This window comes from Muricoccus roseus (genome assembly GCF_900141905.1).
Taxonomy (GTDB): domain Bacteria; phylum Pseudomonadota; class Alphaproteobacteria; order Acetobacterales; family Acetobacteraceae; genus Roseomonas; species Roseomonas rosea.
In genome coordinates this window covers 1-18,218 of sequence record NZ_FQZF01000017.1, presented here as the reverse complement: position 1 = coordinate 18,218, position 18,218 = coordinate 1, and the positions used below count along the sequence as shown (strand labels likewise).

Annotated in this window: 16 protein-coding genes; 6 read left to right on the top strand and 10 right to left on the bottom strand. The window is 70.8% G+C overall.

Translation table 11 applies throughout. The features are described from left to right. The first annotated feature begins 41 nt into the window (after positions 1 to 41). A complete protein-coding gene (locus BUB97_RS14760) occupies positions 42 to 1,067 on the top strand; it encodes an ABC transporter substrate-binding protein (protein ID WP_086062213.1) in 1,026 nt (341 codons plus the stop codon). Positions 1,068 to 1,289: 222 nt separating this feature from the next. Here the strand turns inward: BUB97_RS14760 and BUB97_RS14755 are convergent, their stop codons facing one another. Together BUB97_RS14755 and BUB97_RS14750 are read right to left on the bottom strand one after the other, a co-directional pair. Continuing rightward, positions 1,290 to 2,063, bottom strand: a complete 774-nt coding sequence (locus BUB97_RS14755; protein ID WP_073136045.1) for an endonuclease/exonuclease/phosphatase family protein — start codon at positions 2,061 to 2,063, stop codon at positions 1,290 to 1,292. Beyond that, a complete protein-coding gene (locus BUB97_RS14750; RefSeq protein WP_139281353.1) occupies positions 2,056 to 2,625 on the bottom strand; it encodes a DUF2238 domain-containing protein in 570 nt (189 codons plus the stop codon). The genes BUB97_RS14755 and BUB97_RS14750 overlap by 8 nt, the downstream gene beginning before the upstream one ends. A gap of 120 nt (positions 2,626 to 2,745) precedes the next feature. Here BUB97_RS14750 and BUB97_RS14745 point away from each other — a divergent pair, with 120 nt between their 5' ends. After that, positions 2,746 to 3,744, top strand: a complete 999-nt coding sequence (locus tag BUB97_RS14745; RefSeq protein WP_073136041.1) for a 2-hydroxyacid dehydrogenase — start codon at positions 2,746 to 2,748, stop codon at positions 3,742 to 3,744. Positions 3,745 to 3,748: 4 nt separating this feature from the next. Here the strand turns inward: BUB97_RS14745 and BUB97_RS14740 are convergent, their stop codons facing one another. Next, the gene (locus BUB97_RS14740) at positions 3,749 to 4,726 is read right to left on the bottom strand and encodes a Bug family tripartite tricarboxylate transporter substrate binding protein (RefSeq protein ID WP_073136039.1); all 978 of its coding nucleotides are present in this window, start codon (positions 4,724 to 4,726) and stop codon (positions 3,749 to 3,751) included. Positions 4,727 to 4,874: 148 nt separating this feature from the next. On the opposite strand from BUB97_RS14740, the gene BUB97_RS14735 reads away from it, so the two are divergent. Continuing rightward, positions 4,875 to 5,951, top strand: a complete 1,077-nt coding sequence (locus tag BUB97_RS14735) for a TauD/TfdA family dioxygenase (RefSeq protein ID WP_073136037.1) — start codon at positions 4,875 to 4,877, stop codon at positions 5,949 to 5,951. A gap of 53 nt (positions 5,952 to 6,004) precedes the next feature. On the opposite strand, the gene BUB97_RS14730 is transcribed toward BUB97_RS14735, so the two are convergent. Then, positions 6,005 to 6,967, bottom strand: coding sequence for a Bug family tripartite tricarboxylate transporter substrate binding protein (locus BUB97_RS14730; protein ID WP_073136035.1), 963 nt, complete (start codon positions 6,965 to 6,967; stop codon positions 6,005 to 6,007). Positions 6,968 to 7,162: 195 nt separating this feature from the next. Here BUB97_RS14730 and BUB97_RS14720 point away from each other — a divergent pair, with 195 nt between their 5' ends. After that, positions 7,163 to 9,325 (top strand): TonB-dependent siderophore receptor, encoded by a 2,163-nt coding sequence (locus tag BUB97_RS14720; RefSeq protein ID WP_073136031.1) that lies wholly within the window; start codon positions 7,163 to 7,165, stop codon positions 9,323 to 9,325. Between the two features lie 42 nt (positions 9,326 to 9,367). On the opposite strand, the gene BUB97_RS14715 is transcribed toward BUB97_RS14720, so the two are convergent. After that, entirely contained in the window at positions 9,368 to 10,852 is a 1,485-nt protein-coding gene (locus BUB97_RS14715) for an AAA family ATPase (protein ID WP_073136029.1), read from the bottom strand. A gap of 110 nt (positions 10,853 to 10,962) precedes the next feature. Between BUB97_RS14715 and BUB97_RS14710 the strand changes: the two genes are divergently transcribed. Beyond that, positions 10,963 to 12,444 carry an amidohydrolase family protein gene (locus tag BUB97_RS14710; RefSeq protein WP_073136026.1) on the top strand — a complete coding sequence of 494 codons (1,482 nt, stop codon included), beginning with the start codon at positions 10,963 to 10,965 and terminating at the stop codon, positions 12,442 to 12,444. A 288-nt stretch (positions 12,445 to 12,732) separates the two neighbouring features. Here the strand turns inward: BUB97_RS14710 and BUB97_RS14705 are convergent, their stop codons facing one another. From BUB97_RS14705 to BUB97_RS14695, 3 genes are all read right to left on the bottom strand, one after another. Next, positions 12,733 to 15,072, bottom strand: a complete 2,340-nt coding sequence (locus tag BUB97_RS14705; RefSeq protein WP_073136024.1) for a xanthine dehydrogenase family protein molybdopterin-binding subunit — start codon at positions 15,070 to 15,072, stop codon at positions 12,733 to 12,735. Positions 15,073 to 15,139: 67 nt separating this feature from the next. Next, positions 15,140 to 15,553, bottom strand: a complete 414-nt coding sequence (locus BUB97_RS14700) for a DUF3775 domain-containing protein (RefSeq protein ID WP_073136022.1) — start codon at positions 15,551 to 15,553, stop codon at positions 15,140 to 15,142. A gap of 35 nt (positions 15,554 to 15,588) precedes the next feature. After that, positions 15,589 to 15,855 (bottom strand): hypothetical protein, encoded by a 267-nt coding sequence (locus BUB97_RS14695; protein ID WP_073136020.1) that lies wholly within the window; start codon positions 15,853 to 15,855, stop codon positions 15,589 to 15,591. A 131-nt stretch (positions 15,856 to 15,986) separates the two neighbouring features. Between BUB97_RS14695 and BUB97_RS14690 the strand changes: the two genes are divergently transcribed. After that, entirely contained in the window at positions 15,987 to 16,727 is a 741-nt protein-coding gene (locus BUB97_RS14690; RefSeq protein ID WP_073136018.1) for an SDR family oxidoreductase, read from the top strand. Positions 16,728 to 16,764: 37 nt separating this feature from the next. On the opposite strand, the gene BUB97_RS14685 is transcribed toward BUB97_RS14690, so the two are convergent. Beyond that, a complete protein-coding gene (locus tag BUB97_RS14685; RefSeq protein ID WP_073136228.1) occupies positions 16,765 to 17,766 on the bottom strand; it encodes a polyprenyl synthetase family protein in 1,002 nt (333 codons plus the stop codon). A 230-nt stretch (positions 17,767 to 17,996) separates the two neighbouring features. Then, the coding region (locus BUB97_RS14680; RefSeq protein ID WP_175562640.1) for a transposase at positions 17,997 to 18,218 on the bottom strand (222 nt) is incomplete at its 5' end.

The following is an 18,218-nucleotide window of genomic DNA, read 5'->3' as shown; positions in this document are numbered from 1 at the left end:
CCCGATCACCGGCGCCAGGTGACCACCGGAGAACGCCGTTCATGACCCTTCCCCGCCGCTCGCTGCTGGCCGCGGGCGCGAGCCTGCCGCTCGCCCTCCCCTTCATCCGCACCGCCGCCGCACAATCGCCGGTCCGCTTCTGCCTGGACTGGGCGCTGCAGGGGAACCACGGCATGTTCGCCCTGGCCGAGGACCGGGGGGCGTTCCGCCGTGAAGGGCTGGCCGTGCGGATGGATCGCGGCTTTGGCTCCGGCGACACCGCCGTGAAGGTCGCCTCCGGCGCCTATGACATCGGCTACACCGACGTCTCCACCATGGTGAAGTTCAACGCCGAGAACCCGGACAAGAGGATCGTCTCGATCTACCAGGTGCTGGACCGGACCGCGGCGGCGCTGATCACCCTGAAGCGGACCGGCATCACCGACCCCAAGGGCGTGGCGGGCAAGCGCCTGGGCGCGCCCGAGGGCGAGGGCAGCCGGATGCTCTTCCCGGCCTTCGCGCGCGTCGCGGGCATCGAAGCCTCGGGCATCCGCTGGACGAGCATGGCCGCGAACCTGCGCGACACGATGCTGGCCCAGGGGCAGGTGGACGCCGTCACCGGCTTTCTCTTCACCACCTATTTCAACCTCGTCGGCCTCGGCACGAAGGAGGAGGACATCGTGGCCTGGCCCTATGCCGAGAACGGCCTCGACATCTATGGCAGTGCCGTGGTGGCCCGGGCCGACTGGCTGGAAAAGAACCCGCAACAGGCCGCCGGCTTCGTGAAGGCCTCCATCGAAGGGCTGAAGATGCTGATCGCGGAGCCCGATGCCGGCATGGCCGCGCTGAAGCGGCGCGAGCCGCTCTTCGACGAGGCGCTGGAGAAGCGCCGCTGGGCGATGACGCGCGACCGCTCCATTCTCACCCCCGCGGTGAAGGCGAACGGCACGGGCGCGATCGACCTGGCACGCGCCGAGACGCTGATCCGGGTGAACGCCGAAGCCTATGGCGTGAGCAACCCGCCCAAGGCCGCGGACATGTTCACGGAGCGCTTCCTGCCGCCGGCGAGCGAACGCCGGATTGGGTGAGGCTGGTTCCTGGGCTGGTGGTCTGTCCCGGGGAGAGGAAGAAGGAATTCTTCCTCTCCCCGGACCCCTCACCATCATCTTTTTCTAGAAGTTTGGAATCACGGGGCTGACGGTGCGCCTGAGGTCGATGACCTCAGGCGACTGCATCGGCAGGGTCAGCACCCCGCCCAGAGATCCCTTCGATCAGGGTATCCACGGCAGTCAGACGGGGTTCCAAGGGCCTCAGGCCCTTGGCGAGTGAGGTTCGGAGAGGGCAGCGCCCTCTCCGCCGCCGGCCATCCCCCTTCCCAGCAAGCCGGTGTCGATCTCCGCCACCAGGGGCAGGTGGTCGGAGGCCCGGCGGGACGCCGGAGTGTCGTGCACCCACACCGACCGCACCAGCCCGTGCGGGAGGCCCAGGATGCGGTCGAGGGCCAGGAGGGGGCGAAAGGACGGGAAGGTCGGAGGGTGGGCCGGCGCACCGAAGACGGGTTCGAGCAGGCCCAGCACCGAGGCGCCGGGCCGCCATTCGTTGAGGTCGCCCATCAGGAGCGTGGGCAGGGGCGGGCCGGTCCCCAGGGCTCGCAGCAGCGCCTGCCCCTGGCGCCGCCGGGTTGCGGCCCCGAGGCTGAGATGGGCCGCGGCCAGCCGGAACGGGCCCCCGCCCAGGTCCAGCTCCGCCAGGATGGCCCCGCGCGGCTCCCAGCCGCCGAGCCGCAGCCCCCGTGGTGGCGAGAGCAGCGTCGCGTGCGGGCGCAGGAGCAGGACATTGCTGCGCCAGCCCTGCTCGTCCGGCCGGCCCGTGACCGACAGCGGGCGAAGATCGGCCGACTTCTCCAACCAAGGGGCGTCGAACATCGGCTTGCCCGGGCGGAGGTAGTGCTGCGCCTCCTGCAGGGTGATCAGGTCCGGGCGGATCTCGGCGATGACCTGGGCGATCCGCTCGGGGCGGAAGCGGCCGGCGGGGCCGCGCCCGCGATGGACGTTGTAGGTGGCGACCCGCACTGCCTCACCCATCCCTGCCCTGCTGCCAGGCCGCCAGCGCGGCGGCGATGGCGGCGCCGGAGGCGGTGAGCAGCACGTCGGTCCAGGTATCGGTCCAGTCGCCGATCAGCCCCGCGGCCCATTCGAACATCTCCCAGCCGATGCCGAGGGCGAGGCCGAAGCCTGTGGCCGCCAGGACGAGGTGCGCGGTGCGCCGGGGCTTCCCGTCCGCCATGAGTAGCCCGAGGAAGAAGGCGCCGGCGAGCGCCCCGCTCAGCAGATGCACAACCTCGTCGTAAGGATTCACGCCGTAGAACCAGTTGAGCCCGTAGCCTGGGCTGGAGATGAGGGTGGCCAGCACCGGGGCGGCGTCCAGCCAGCGCGGCAGGGCGCGCAGGCGCGCGGGCAGCACCTCCATCCGTTCGCGGGGGGGCAAGATGAGGCCGAGGCATCCGAGAGTGGCGACCAGCGTGCCCATGGCGGCATTGCCCTTGCCCAGGCTCCAGAACCAGGCCGCCATGGCGAGGAGGGCGGCGAGGCACGCCCAGGCGAAGGGCGAATGGCGCCGCAGATCCTCCCGCGTCAGCAATGCCAACCGCTCTCCTCCCCGTATCCTGACCGCAGGTGGCAACGCGCGGCGCGGGCCGGGGATCGCACGGGCTGGAGGAGGCGTGATAGGCCAGCCTCTCGCCAACATTCCCATGGGAGCTGCCCGATGAAGGTCGCCGTCTTCAGCGCCAAGCGATACGACCGGGCCATGCTGGCGGAGCTGAATGCCGCGCACCGCCATGCGCTGACCTTCCAGGAGGCGCGGCTGGAGCCGGAGACGGTGGCGCTGGCGGCCGGCTTTCCCGCCGTTTCGATCTTCGTGAACGACCAGCTGGACGCGGCGGTGCTGGAGACCCTGGCGGCGGGCGGCACGCGGCTGGTGACCACGCGCTCCACGGGCTTCAACCAGATCGACCTGCGCGCCGCCGCGCGACTCGGCATCCGGGTGACACGGGTGGCGGACTATTCGCCGCATTCGGTGGCGGAGTTCGCGGTGGGCCTGCTGCTGGCGCTCAACCGGCGCATCCACAAGGCCTATGAGCGGACGCGGAACGGCAATTTCGAACTCGACGGGCTGATGGGCTTCGACCTGCACGGCCGCACCGTCGGGGTGATCGGGACCGGGAAGATCGGGCGGGTTTTCGCGCGCATCATGGCCGGCTTCGGCTGCACGGTGCTGGGCCACGACCCCTTCCCGCATCCGGATTTCGAGGCGCTCGGAGGCCGCTATGTCGGGCTGGACGTCCTGGCGCGGGACAGCGACGTGATCTCGCTGCACTGCCCGCTGATGGAGTCCACGCGCCACGTGGTGAATGACGCGTTCCTGGCGCTCACCAGGCCTGGCCTGCTGCTGGTGAACACGAGCCGTGGCGGGCTGGTGGACACCCAGGCGGTGATCGCCGCGCTCAAGAGCCGCCATCTCGGCGGGCTCGCCATCGACGTGTACGAGCAGGAAGCGAGCCTGTTCTTCGAGGACCGCTCAAGCGACATCATCGACGACGACCTGATCCAGCGCCTCGTCTCCTTTCCCAACGTCCTGCTGACCGGCCACCAGGCCTTCTTCACGCGGGAGGCCTTCGGGACGATCTGCGCGACCACGCTCGAGAGCATCACGGCCTTCGAGCGGGGCCAGGCGCTGGTGAACGAAGTGCGGGCGCCGGGCTGAGGGGCTACTGCACGCTGATCTTCTGCTCCCGGATGATGCGGGCCCAACGGTCGGATTCCGTGGCGATGCGGCTGGCGAACTGGCCCTGGGTGTTGGGCAGGTAGATCAGCCCCTGGTCGTCCAGAAGCTTCTTCACTTCCGGCGTCGCCGCCGCCTCCGTATAGGCTTCGTAGAGCCGGTCGATCACCGGGCGGGGCGTTCCGGCCGGGGTGATGACGGCGTACCAGGTGACGACATCGGCATCGGGGTAGCCGGATTCCACCATGGTCGGCACATCCGGCAGCTGCGCGATGCGCTGCGGCGTCGTGACGGCGAGAGCCTTGATGGCGCCGGCCCTCAGCTGCGGCAGCATCAGCGGCAAGGTGTCGAACATGGCATGCACGTCCCCTTGCAGCATGGCGGGCAGGGACTCGTTCGTGCCCTTGTAGGGGACGTGCTCCATCTGGATGCCGTCGCGTTCCTTGAACATCTCGAAGATGAGGTGCTGGGCGGTGCCGACGCCCACCGAGGCGGCGTTCATCCGCCCGGGGCGCGACTTCACCAGCGCGATCAGCTCCGCCACGCTGTTCACCGGCAGGTCCTTGTTCACCACCAGGACGAGCGGCGAGGCGGCGAACATGGTCACCGGCACTAGGTCGCGCCGGGGATCGTAGGGCATGTCCCGGTAGAGATGCGGGAAGATGGTCAGCGGGCCGAGATTGCCCATCCCGATCGTGTAGCCATCCGGCGCCGCGCGCGCGATCTCGGCCACGCCGATCCGCCCGCCCGCCCCCGCCTTGAAGTCGTTGACGATGGTCGCGCCCAGGCGTCTGGAGACCTGGTCGTTGTAGCCACGCGCGATCAGGTCGTTCAGCCCGCCTGGCGGCCAGGGCACGATGAAGCGGATGGGCTTGGAGGGCCAGGGCGCCTGTGCGAGGGCGGGTCTCGCCAGCGCCGAGGCGGCGAGGAGCCCAGCGAGGTTGCGGCGGCGCAGATCGGTCATGGATTCCCCTGGTCAGGCGCGAGTTCCGGCATCCTGCCGCATCCGCCCGGCGGCGCCCAAATCCGGGATGCAGGATGCCGGGCGCGGATGCAGCCGCCATGCCAGAAGCGTATTGACCGGGCCCGGCGGAGCGCGCGACGGTCGGCGCATGCAGACCGACCTCCTTCAGCCCATCGGCGGCCGCGCCGCCTGGACCGGCGCCGAGATGGCGCGTGACCCGAGCTGGGTGTTCCGCTTCGAGCCGGCGGCCATCGCCGAGATCGACGCGGCCCTCGCCGGCATCCACCAGCGGGGCCTGCCCCTGCCCCGCATCCGCGCGGCGGATTTTCCGCTGCCCTCCGCACGGCCCCTGCTGGAGGCGGTCTCGGCAGAGCTGGAGGAGGGGCGTGGCCTCGTCCGCATCTCAGGCCTGCCGGTGGAGCGCTACGCGCCCGATGACCTGAAGACCGTCTTCTGGGGGCTCTGCGCCCATCTGGGCACGCCGCTGCCGCAGAACACCGCGGGCGAGATCCTCGCCGAGGTGAAGGACGAGACCGGCGTCGGGGCCGCGGTGACGGGGCCGGATGCCTCGGGCGCCGTGCCCTCGGCGCGGGCCCGCTCCCGCTCCACCGGGCCGCTGCGCTTCCATACGGACAAGTGCGACGTGCTCGCCCTGCTCTGCGCCTCGAACGGCATCGCGGGCGGGGAAAGCCGGATCGTCTCGACGGTGGCCATCCATGACGCGCTGGCCGAACGCCGGCCGGACCTGCTGGAGGTGCTCTACGGCGACTTTCACCGCATGCGCCCGGCCGATGAGGAGGGCGAGGGGCATTCCGACCGCGTCTTCACCATGCCCGTCTTCTCGCGCGGGCCGACCGGCGCCTTCACCAGCCAGTATTCCCGCACCTATGTCGAGATGGCCCATGCCGAGCCCGGCGTGCCGCCACTGCGGCCCGAGCAGATCGAGGCCATGGACATGCTGGCCGCCATCGCGGACGAGCTGAGCCTGCAACTGCCCTTCGAGGCCGGGCAGATCCAGCTGATGAACCAGCACGTCACCTATCACGGCCGCACCGCCTATGCCGACGATGCCGCCTCCGGCACCTCCCGCGTTCTGATGCGCATCTGGCTCGCCGCCCCGAACAGCCGGGCGCTGCCCGAGGGCCATGCGGTGCAATGGGGCTCCACGGCGCCGGGTGCGGTGCGCGGCGGGGCCATGCCGGGGCGGTCCGCCCTCGCCGCCTGAGGACACAGCCTCGGGACCTCCGGGGTTCCGAGGCTGCCGCCCGTCGCGGGGGCCTATTCGGGCTGGATCTTCGCCTCGCGCACCACCCGGGTCCACTCGTCCAGCTCCCGGTTCACCCGCGCCTGGAGTTCGGCGGGCTGCAGGATGCGGATGATGGCGCCCTGCTCCTCCGCCCGGCGGCGGAACTCGGGCGTGTCCACCACGGCATTGCAGGCCTCGGTCAGCCGCTTCAGCGTGGCCTCCGGCGTGCCTGCGGGGGCGAAGACGGCGAACCAGCCAATCACCTCCAGGTCCGGCAGGCCGGATTCGGCCAGGGTGGGCACGTCGGGCAGAGCCGGGTGGCGCGTGCCGGCCGTGATGGCGATGGCCTTCAGCTTGCCCTCCCGCACGAAGGGCATGAGCGGCGGCGGGGTGGTCATCATCATCTGCACCCGGCCGGAGATCAGGTCCTGGGTGGCGGGGCCGGTGCCGCGGTAGGGGACGTGGATCATGTCCGTCCCGGTCCGCAGCTTCAGCAGCTCCGTGCCGAGGTGCTGAAGGGAGCCGGTGCCGGAGGAGGCGTAGTTCAGCTTTCCCGGATTGGCCTTCGCATAGGCCACCAGCTCCTGGACATTCGCCGCCGGGATGGAGGGGTGCAGGAAGATCACCTGCGGGGCATCCAGCAGCAGCGCGACCGGCGCGAAATCCTTCCGCACGTCATAGCCGATATTCGGCACGATGGCGGGCGAGCCGACATGGTAGCCGGAGTACTGCACCAGCAGCCGGGTGCCGTCGGGCCGGGCGCGCGCCACGTCCTGCGTGCCCAGGGCGCCGTTGGCGCCCGCCTTGTTCTCCACCACCACGGGCTGGCCGAGCTGGCGGGAGAGCGGCTCCGCGAGCAGGCGGGCCGCGAAATCCGTCGTGCCGGCGGGGGCGGTGGGCACGACCAGGGTGATGGCGTTGGACTGGGCGGCCGCTGGGCGGATAACGGCGGCACCGGCCAGGCCCGCGAGGATCCCGCGCCTGGGAAGGGGCATGATCGTTCTCTCCTTGGACATTGCGCGGAGGATAGCCGAGGGGCGTGCCCTTGCCAGCGGCGGAGATGGGGTGTGGCGCCCCCCGCGCCACGCCGGGAACGAAATCGCCGGCGCCCGCTTGCAACCTGTTCTCAGTCGCGACGAAATCCGCTACCGGGCCGCGAGCCGGAGGACCGGCAAGACCCGGAGACCCTGATGCGCCCGCCCCATTCCCATCGCGCCACCCGCCTTCTGGCCTGCCTGATGAGCGCGACCGCCCTCTCCTCGCCGGCCCTCGCGCAGGATACGGGCGCGGCCGTCGTCGTGCCTGGCGTGGACGTCACCAGCAATGCCGAACGTGCGCTGGACCCCGTGCGCGGCTTCGTCGCGCGGCAGGAGATCACCGGCACGAAGACGGACACGCCGCTGATCGAGAACCCCCAATCCATCAGCGTGGTCCCGCGCGACCAGATTGACGCGCGCCAGGCGCAGACGCTGGGCGAGGCGTTGCGCTACACGGCGGGCGTGCGGGGGGAGAATTACGGGACCGACAGCCGCACGGACTGGTTCCAGCTGCGCGGCTTCAACGCGCAGGACAACGGCATCTTCCTCAACGGCCTGCGCTACAACACGGGCTATGCGGGCAGCATGTTCGAGACCTACGGGCTCGAGCGCTACGAGATCCTGCGCGGGCCGACATCGGTGCTCTACGGGCAGATTGCGCCGGGCGGGCTGGTGAACATGGTGCAGCGCCGCCCGACCGAGATGGCGCAGGGCGAGGTGCGGCTGACCGCCGGCTCCTATGGCCGCACGCAGGTGCAGGCCACCTCCAGCGGGCCGCTCACCGCGGACGGCGTCTGGTCCTACAGCCTCACCGGCCTCGGCCGCGCCAGCCAGACGGCGGTGGACGAGGTGCATGACGACCGCGCCTTCGTCGCCCCCGCCCTCACCTGGCGTCCGGATGCGAACACCTCGCTGACCGTGCTCGGCTACTATCAGGCGGACCGGACCTCGGGGAACCAGTTCCTGCCCTATCAGGGCACGGTGAAGCCCACGCCCTACGGGCGCATCAGCCGCAGCCTCTTTACCGGCGAGACTGATTACGACCGCTTCGACCGCACGCAATACGGGCTGGGATACGAGTTCACCCATCGCTTCGACAACGTCTTCTCCTTCCAGCAGAACGCGCGCTACGGCCATACCGACATCGCCTGGAGGCAGGTCTATGGCGGCGGGCTGCAGCCGGACCAGCGGACCTTGAACCGCTACGCCTATCGCGCGGATATCGATGTCGGCACCTTCCAGATCGACAACCAGCTGCGCGCGGACTTCGCCACCGGCCCGCTGGGCCACACCGTGCTCGGCGGCTTCGACTACAGCCAGGTGAACTACCGCAACGCGCAGTACTTCGCCTTCGCCAATGGGCTGGATGTCTTCGCGCCGGCCTATGGCAGCCCTGTCCCGGCCCTCACCTCCTCCTATGACAGCGTGCGGCAGGTGAACACGCAGTACGGCCTCTACCTGCAGGACCAGATCCGCTGGGACCGCCTCGTGCTGCTCGGCGGCATCCGGCAGGACTGGGCCTATTCGGACGTGCGGAACCGCCTGAACGACAGCAACCGCTACCAGCAGGACACCGCCTTCACCTGGCGCGCGGGCGCGCTGTACCTCTTCGACAACGGCCTCGCCCCCTACGCTTCCTACGCCCGCTCCTTCCAGCCGCAGATCGGCACGGATAGCCAGGGTCGCGCCTGGGATCCGCTGGAGGGCGAGCAGTATGAGGTGGGGCTGAAGTTCCAGCCCCCCGGCATGCGCAGCTTCGTGCAGCTCAGCGCCTTCCACCTCACCCAGCAGAACACGCTGACACCCGACCCGCTGAACGTGTTCCAGCAGGTCGCCGTCGGTCAGATCCGCGTGCGCGGCCTGGAGCTGGAGGCGGTGGCCGAGCTGGGCAACGGCATCTCCCTCACCGGCTCCTACACCCTTCTCGATCCCGAGATCACCCGGAGCAACGCGGCGGGCGAGGTGGGCAACCGCCCGGCCGGCGTCGCGCGCAACAATGCGGGGCTGTACGGCGAATACACCTTCGTCCATGCGGCCGGCCCGCTTTCCGGCCTGACGCTGGGCGCGGGGGTGCGCTACCTCGGGAACACGACCACGGCCAATGTGGGCGGCAATGTCGTGCCCTCGACCACGCTGTTCGACGCCACCATCCGCTACGACCTGGAGAAGATGGCGCCGGCGCTGAAGGGGCTGCAGCTGGCCGTTCATGCAAGCAACCTGGCCGACACGCGCTATGTCAGCCGCTGCTCCGGCGATAACGGGTGCTTCTACGGCAACCGGCTCAACGTGCTGGGCAGCATCTCCTACCGCTGGTGAGGCGCCGGGCTTCGGAGGGCGCAGGCCCTCCGGAGCGACGGCTCAGGCGGCGGCGGGGTCCCCCGGCGCCGTCTCCCAGGCCAGCCCAACCAGCGCCACGATGCGCCGCCCGCCGGCCGCGGGGCGCTGCACGATCAGCCCCTGCTCCTCGATCCAGGTGAGGAGACGCCGCGCGCGGCCGGCGGAGCGGCTGCCATAGGCGCGGGCAATGGCGGCATCGGATGGGCAGGGCATTCCCTGGCGGGCGGCATGGGCCAGCAGCAGGAAGACGCCCTGCGTGTCCTCCGGCAGCCCCTCCGCCCGGGCAGCCGCCTCGGGCCAACCGGGGTCATTCGCGGCCTCGGGCGGAATGCCAGCGCGGGCCACGGCCAGCATGCGGCGGAAGGCGGGCAGCTCCGGCGGCCTTCCGCCCACGGCATGGATGCGCAACCGCACCAGCAGGTCCTGATACAGCACGCCGATGGGGCGGAAGGCGGCGTCCTCCTCGGCCAGCATCTCGTGCAGGATGGCGCGGGTGCGGGCATCGCGCTCCGCCACCTCCTCCGCCGAGGGTTCGGGCTCCACCGCGCGGGTCGCCGCCGGGCGCGGGGTGGCGGAAGCCTGGGCCAGCTGCGCCAGGATGTCCTGCGGCGGCGTGGGCGGCGCGCGGCGGGCCGGACGGGGCGCCACCGGGCCGGGGGCGGCCAGGATCAACTCCCGCGCTTCCTCCGGCGCTGTCTGCGGCAGGGGCGTGAGCGAGGGGCCGGAGCCGCGGCTCTGGGTTTCCACCGTGCCGATGCGCATGGCGAGGGGCCGGCGGGAGAGCGCGGGGCCGAGCCCGATGAAATGCCCGCGCTGGAGGTCCCGGAACTGCTCCGCCTGCCGGCGCTCCATGCCCAGGAGGTCGGCGGCACGCGCCATGTCGATATCGAGGAAGGTGCGGCCCATCAGGAAGTTCGAGGCCTCGGCCGCCACGTTCTTGGCCAGCTTCGCCAGGCGCTGCGTGGCGATGATGCCGGCCAGCCCCCGCTTGCGGCCGCGGCACATCAGGTCCGTCATCGCCGAAAGCGCGGCACGGCGGGCGTCGTCCGAGGTGTCGCCGCCGGCGGCCGGGGCGAAGAGCTGGGCCTCGTCGACCACCACCAGCATCGGGGTCCAATGGTCGCGCTCGGCGTCGAACAGCCCGCCCAGGAAGGCGGCGGCGTGGCGAAGCTGACGGTCCACCTCCAGCCCCTCCAGGTTCAGCACGACCGAGACGCGGTGGCGGCGCACCCGGTCCCCGGCGGCCGCCATGGCCTCCTCGGGATGCGCCGCGGCGTCGATGACCAGGTGGCCGAACTTGTCCGCCAGCGAGGTGAAGTCGCCCTCGGGGTCGATCACAGCCTGCTGCACCCAGGGGGCGGACTGCTCCATCAGGCGGCGCAGGAGATGCGACTTGCCGCTGCCCGAATTGCCCTGGACGAGGAGCCGGGTGGCCAGGAGCTCCTCGAGGTCCATCATCCCGGCGGCCCCCGTATTCGTCCGCCCTAACTCGATGCCGATCGTCATGGGCGGGGTATAGCGGATCGGGCGGGGCGGGGTAGGCGGCGCGGTGCATCGCTGCCCGGGGCCGGCGCGCCGGTTGCCCCCCGTGGCGCGGCGGTTGCACCCTGGGGCCCATGGAACGCCTCTTGATCACCGGCGCGCGGGTCCTCGCCCCCGATGCCCTCTCCGCCCCCTTCCTCGAGATCCTTCTGGAGGGCGAGCGCATCGCGGCCCTGCTCCCGCCCGGCACGGCGGTGGAGGATGCCGCCCGGCACGATGCCACGGGCCGCCTCGTCATCCCCGGCCTCGTCAACGGCCACACCCATGGGCATGGCGGGCTCTCCAAGGGCATGGGCGACAAGTGGGACCTGGCGCTGCTGCTGACCCATGCACCCTGGATCGGCGGCGGGCGCGGGCTGGAGGAGAAGCGCCTGGCCACCACCCTGACCGCGGTCGAGATGCTGCGGAAGGGCTGCACCGCCGGCTACGACCTCGCCTTCGAATTCCCCGGCCCCTCGGTGGAGGGGCTGCAGGCCATGGCTGAGGCCTATGAGGCCGTCGGATTGCGCGCCGTGCTGGCGCCGATGGTGGCCGACCTCACCTTCTTCCAGGCCACGCCCGGGCTCATCCAGGCGTTGCCCGAGGAGCACCAGGCGCGCGCGGCCGGCATGTCCATGGCCCGCGCCGACGACACCCTCTCCACCATCCATGCCGCCGCGAAGGCCTGGCGCGGCGGGGCCGTGCGGCTGGGCTGCGCGCCCACCATCCCCCTGCACTGCTCGGACGCTTTCCTCGAGGGCTGCCGGGACCTCTCGGCCGAGCACGGGCTGCCGATGCAGACGCATGTGGCCGAAGCGCGCTACCAGGCCGGCGGCGGCGAGCTGCGCTACGGCTCCACCCTGCTGGCGCATATGGACCGGCTGGGGCTGGTGAACGAGCGCTTCAGCGTGGCGCACGGCGTGTGGCTGACGGATGCGGACCTGGCCCTTCTGGCCGCACGCGGCGGCGGTCTGTCGCACAATCCCGGGTCGAACATGCGCCTGGCCTCCGGCATCGCCCCGGCCCGGGCCGCGATCCGCGCGGGGGTAACGGTCGGGCTGGGCACCGACGGCTCCGGCTCCTCCGACAACCAGAACATGTTCGAAGCCATGCGCCTGGCCGCCTTCGCCTCCCGCCTATGGGACGGCGCCACGGAGGAGGATTGGCTCGGCACGGCGGAATGCGTGCGCCTGGCCACCGAGGGCTCGGCCAAGCTGCTGGGGCTGGATGCGGGGGTGATCGCCCCGGGCAAGCTGGCCGACCTCGTCTTCCTCGACCTCGGCCACATCAACTGGGCCCCCTTCAACGACGCCGCCAACCAGCTCGTCTTCACCGAGGACGGTCTGGCGCTGCGCGAGGTGATGGTGGGCGGCACGTGGAAGCTGCGCGACGGCCGGGTACTCGGCATCGACGAAGCCGCCCTCGCCCGCCAGGCGCAGGAAGCGGCGGACCGGCTGGCCGCCGCCAACGCGGCAACCCGGAGCTGGTGCGAAGCCATCGCACCCCATGTCTCCTGCCACTGCCGCGCGCTGGCCGGGCGGTTCACGGCGGCACGGCGACTTCTTCGCGCGGATTGAAACCGTTCTGGGCTGCTCGGGCCCCGGAGAGGGCGCTGCCCTCTCCGGACCTCACCCGCCAAGGGCGTGAGGCCCTTGGAACTCCATCGGACTGCCGTGGATGCTCCGGATCAGTGGGGTCTCGGGTTGTTGGGCGCCTGTTCTGCCGTTGTAGTCGCCTGAGGTCCTAGACCTCAGGCGCACCGTCGGCCAAGTGATTCCAAACTTCCAAGAGAAGATGATGGTGAGGGGGCCGGGGAGAGGAAGAATTCCTTCTTCCTCTCCCCGGGACAGACCGCCACCCCAGGATCAGCCCGCCCCTAAAGCCGCCTGAGCGGGGACGCTCCGAAGCGCCCGCCAGACCTTTTCCGGCGTGAGCGGCATGTCGATATGCGCCACCCCGAGCGCGTCGCACACGGCGGAGACGATGGCGGGCGGGGCGCCGCAGGCGCCGCCCTCCCCTGCCCCCTTCACGCCCAGCTCGTTGGTGGGTGTCGGCACGATGTTCAGGGCGAGCTCGAAGTCGCAGGCATCGCCGGCGCGGGGCATGCAGTAGTCCTGGAAGGTGCTGGTGAGGAACTGGCCGCCTTCGGGGTCGTAGCGCGCCTCCTCCATCAAGGCCTGTCCGATGCCGGTCATGATGCCGCCATGCATCTGGCCGTGGACGAGAAGCGGATTGATGACGTTGCCCACGTCGTCCACGGCCGCGTAGCGCACCAGCTCCACCCGGCCCGTCTCCGGGTCCACCTCCACCTCGGCCACGTGGCAGCCATTGGGGAAGTTGCATTCGGTGTCGCGCGTATAGGTCAGCGCCTCGTCCAGCCCCAGCGTCTCGCCATCCGGCAACTGTGCCGGGTCGTGCGCGGCGGCGATGACGCGCGACCAGTCGAGGCGAAGATCGGTGCCGGCGACACGGAAGCGGCCATCCTCCAGCTCCACATCCCGCGCCGCGGCCTCAAGCAGGTGCGCCGCGATGCGCCGGGCCTTCTCCACCACCGCGTCGCTGGCGCGGAGCACAGCCACCCCACCCATCTGGGAGGAGCGGGACCCCCCGGTGCCCGTGCCTTTCTCGATCTCGTCCGTGTCACCCTGGATGAAGGTGATTTGAGCGGGGTCGAGGCCGAGGCGCTCCGCCACGATCTGGGCGAAGGCGGTCTCATGCCCCTGGCCATGGCTGAAGGTGCCGACGCGGATCTCCGCCCGCCCCTCGGGCGTGAGGCGAAGCCGCGCCCATTCGCTCGGCATACCGCCCGAGGCCTCGATGAAATAGCCGAGGCCGATCCCGCGCAAACGTCCCCGCGCGCGGGCGCCGGCGCGCCGCGCGGCAAAGCCTTCCCAATCCACCATCCGCAGCGCCATGGCCTGGGTGCCCGGGAAGTCGCCGCTGTCGATAAGGTTCCCCACCGTGTTGCGGTAGGGCATCTGCTCCGGCCGGACGAGGTTCCGCCGCCGCACCTCGTCCCGCCCGATGCCGAAGGCGAGCGCCGCCTGGTCGAAGAGGCGCTCCATGATGTAGGCCGTCTCCGGCCGCCCGGCGCCGCGGAAGCTGTCGGTCGGCACGGTGTTGGTGAAGACGCAGCGCACCTGGTTGTTGATGGCCTGCACGTCATAGACCGTGCCCATCACCCTCGCTCCGCCAGAGGTCGGAACCCTCGGCCCCATGTCCTGCAGGTAGGCGCCCATGCCCGCGGTCGTGCGGATGCGGACACCGAGGCACCGGGCCGCCTCGTCCAGCGCCATCTCCGCATGCGTCACCTGGTCCCGGCCATGCGGGTCGGACTGGAAGGTCTCGGTGCGGCCGGCCAGCCACTTCACCGGGCGTCCCAGCTTCCGGGCCGCCCAGAGCACCATGGCATTCTCCGGCACCAGCTTCCCACGCACGCCGAACCCGCCGCCCACATCGGGGGAGACGACCCGGATCTTCTCCAGCGGCACGCGGAAGGCGTGCTTGGCCAGGTTGTCGCGGATGCGATGCGCGCCCTGGCTGGGCCCATGGAAGAGGTAGCGCTCCGTCTCCGCGTCCCATTCGCCCAGCGCGGTCCGGGGCTCCATGGGATTGCCGACCATGCGGTTGTTCACCAGGTCGATGGAGACGGTGCGATAGGCCCGCGCGAAGGCGGCCTCCGTCTCCTCGAAGCGGCCGCTGTCCCAGAGCACCGCGGTGTTGTCCGGGCATGCTTCCCAGATGACCGGCGCGCCGGGCAGCGCCGCCGCCGCCGTGTCGGTGATCGAGGGCAGCGGATCATACTCCACCTCGACCAGCTCGGCGGCATCCATGGCCTGCTGGCGCGTTTCCGCGACGATCAGCGCGACGGGGTCGCCGACATAGCGCACGCGCTCGGTCTGCAGGATCTCGCGGGTGGGGTCGAAGAGCGGGCGGTCCTTCCCCGGCACGTCGAACAGGGTGGGAAGGCGGCCCAGCCCATCCGCCGCCGCGTCCCGGCCAGTGAGCACGGCAAGAACGCCGGGGGCCCGCCTCGCGGCATCGGTTCCGATCGAGAGGATGCGGGCATGGGCATGGGGCGAACGGAGAATGACGGCCTGCACGCAGCCCGGCGGGTCCATATCGTCGGTGTAGCGCCCGCGCCCTGTCAGCAGCCGGGGGTCCTCGCGCCGCCGCACCGGCTGGCCGATTCCGTACTTCTCCATGCCGCCCCTCGCCCGTTCCCTTTGCGGCCAGTATAGGCCGGGCCCGAGCGAGGGGTAGGCAGGCCGGCTAGCGGGCGATTTCCTCGGCCGAATAGCCGAAGGCGGCGATGCCTTCGGACAGGTAGTCTCCGAGCAGTTCCATGCCGGTCAGGTAATCGGCCGCGGTGCCGTCCTCGTTCCGCTCCTTGGCCAGGCGCAGCGCCTCGTCCCATTCGGAGGCGTCGTAATCGCCCCGGCCGATCCAGGTCAGCGCGATCAGTGCGGCCTGCTCGTCCTCGTTCAACTCGTTGATGAGGCCCTTCAGAGTGTCGACGATGGCATCCGGGTCGCTGTCGTCCGGATTCTCCTCGTCCTGCACATCCTCGTTGGTGGCTTCCTCCTCCAGCTCCCCAGCCCCACGGGCGGCATCGATGATGCCGACGATGGTGGTAAGGCTGACGACGAGATCCACCTCGTCATCGGGATCGGGCCGGTCGCTCATTCTGTTGCGCCTCTTCTGGTTCGCGCTGCCTGCGCCTATTCCTCGGGCCGCTCGATCATGCGGCGGCCGCGGATCGGCGAGATATCCACCGGGCCGCCCAGCGCCTGGGCCAATTCGGACCGGTCTCCGGCCTGGAACTCGCCCGGTGAAACGGGCTCGTCCGCCGTACCCGCCGCCGGGCCGTCGCCGCGCTCCGGCGCCATGCGGCCATGGGCCTGGCGGTGCGCGCGCGGATTGTCCTGGATGGGATCCACCCCGGCCGCCGTGGCGTCCCGCGCCTTCCGTTCCGATTCCTTGCTCATCTCACGCTCCAGCCCTGGTCCTGGGAAACGCGCCCTTTCTCCCGCAGTTGCCGAGCCATTCGCGGAGCCTTGCCAGCGCCGGATGCCCGACGCAGGCTCCGCGCCAGCACAGCTGGAAAGGGGGAAATGCTATGGCGGATCGCTATGCGGTCGTGACGGGCGCGGGCACGGGAATCGGGCGGGCGGCGGCCCAGGCCCTGCTGGCGGAGGGCTGGATGGTGGCCGTGCTCGGCCGCCGGCTGGAGCCGCTGGAGGAGACCATCGCGGGGCATGGCCGGGGCGTCGCGATTCCCGCCGATGTGGGCGACCGCGCCCAGGTTGAGGCCGCCTTCGCGCAGATCAAGGAGCGTTTCGGGCGGCTGGACCTGCTGTTCAACAATGCAGGCCGCGGCGCGCCGGCCGTGGACTTCGACGAGCTGCCGCTCGAGGACTGGCGCGGGGTTGTGGCGGCCAATCTGGACGGCACCTTCTACTGCGCCCAGGCCGCCTACCGCATCATGAAGCACCAGTCCCCCAAGGGCGGGCGCATCATCAACAACGGCTCGATCAGCGCCCATGCGCCGCGCCCCGGGGCCGCCGCCTATACGGCCACGAAGCACGCCGTGACGGGGCTGACGAAGCAGATCGCGCTCGACGGCCGCAAGCACGACATCACCGCGAGCCAGATCGACATCGGCAACGCGGCCACCCCGATGACCGAGCGCATGACCAAGGGCGTGCTGCAACCCGACGGGTCCATGATGGTGGAGCCGCGGATGGATGTCGCGCATGTCGGCCGGACGGTGGCGCATATGGCCTCCATGCCGCTCGACGCGAACATCCCCTTCCTCACCATCATGGCGACGAAGATGCCCTGGCTCGGGCGCGGCTGATCCGGGAAGGGCGCCCCTCCGGGGGCGCCCCCGCGTGCTACCTCGCCCGGGCGATGCAGAATTCCACGATACCGGCCAGGGCGCGCCGCTCCGGCCCGTCGGGGAAGATGGCGAGGGAATCGAGGGCGCGCGTGCCGTATTCCCGGGCGCGCTCGATGGTGGCGTCCAGCGTGCCACGCGACTGCATCAGGGCGATGGCCTTCTCGAGGTCACCCTCCGCCTGCTCCCGCTCCTCCAGCACGCGGCGCCAGAAGACCTTCTCCTCCTCCTCCGCGGAGTTGAAGGCGAGGAGCACGGGAAGGGTGATCTTCCCCTCCCGGAAGTCGTCACCGACCGTTTTGCCGAGCGCGGCCTGGCTGGCCGAGTAGTCCAGCGCATCGTCCACCAGCTGGAAGGCGACGCCGAGCGAGCGGCCATATTCGCGCAGCGCCTCGGCCTCGGCCTGGGGCCGGTCGGCCACCACGGCGCCCACCTCGGTGGCGGCGGCGAAGAGGGCGGCGGTCTTGCCCTCGATCACCTGCAGATACTGTTCCTCGGTCGTCGCCGTGTCGTTCTGAGTGACGAGCTGGAGCACCTCGCCCTCCGCGATCGTGGCCGAGGCGGTGGCCAGGATGTCCAGCACGCGGAGCGAGCCGTCCGCCACCATGATCTGGAAGGCGCGGGCGAAGAGGAAATCGCCGACGAGCACGCTGGGCTTGTTGCCGAACACCGCATTGGCGCTGGGCGCCCCGCGGCGCAGCGCGCTTTCGTCCACCACGTCGTCATGCAGCAGGGTGGCGGTGTGGATGAACTCCACGCAGGCGGCGAGAGCGATGTGGCGCTCCCCCTCGTGCCCGCACAGCTTGGCGGCCGCGAGGGTGAGCAGCGGGCGGATTCGCTTCCCCCCGGCCGCGACGAGATGCGCGGCCAGCTGCGGGATCAGGGCGACGGGGCTCTGCATCCGCTCGACGATCAGGCGGTTGCAGGCTTCCAGATCCGTCCGCACGAGGGCGGTCAGGGCTTCGAGCGCATGCTCGGGGTCGCGGGCGCCGGAGACCACTTGGCGGGGCGCGACGGAGACGGGCGCGGTGGTGGCGCTCACGCGGGCATTGACCTGTCCATGGGGGGCGGCACCATACCGGCGGGGTGGACAGGCAGCAACGGGCGCCCCTTAACAGGTCGCTGAATTACTCGGCGTTCTGGAGCGTTTTCCCGTCGGAGGGACCAGCGGCTTTGCGCGTCCGGCCCGTTCCTACGAGCGGCATGGACGCCGGATGCCGGTTTTCGGCTTCATGCTGCCAGCAGCCGGGGCAGTCGGGCCAGGTTGTTGGCGACCATCGTCAGGATGAAGCGGGATCGCACGCGTTCGATGCGACGATAGACGGTCTGGGCCATGCCGCCGACGGTCTTGGCCCAGCCGAAAGCCTCCTCGATGCGCTTGCGGTGTTTCTGGGACAGGGCATGGCTCTCGTGCCGGGTGGTGCGGCCGTCGATCGCTGAATGTCGCGATTT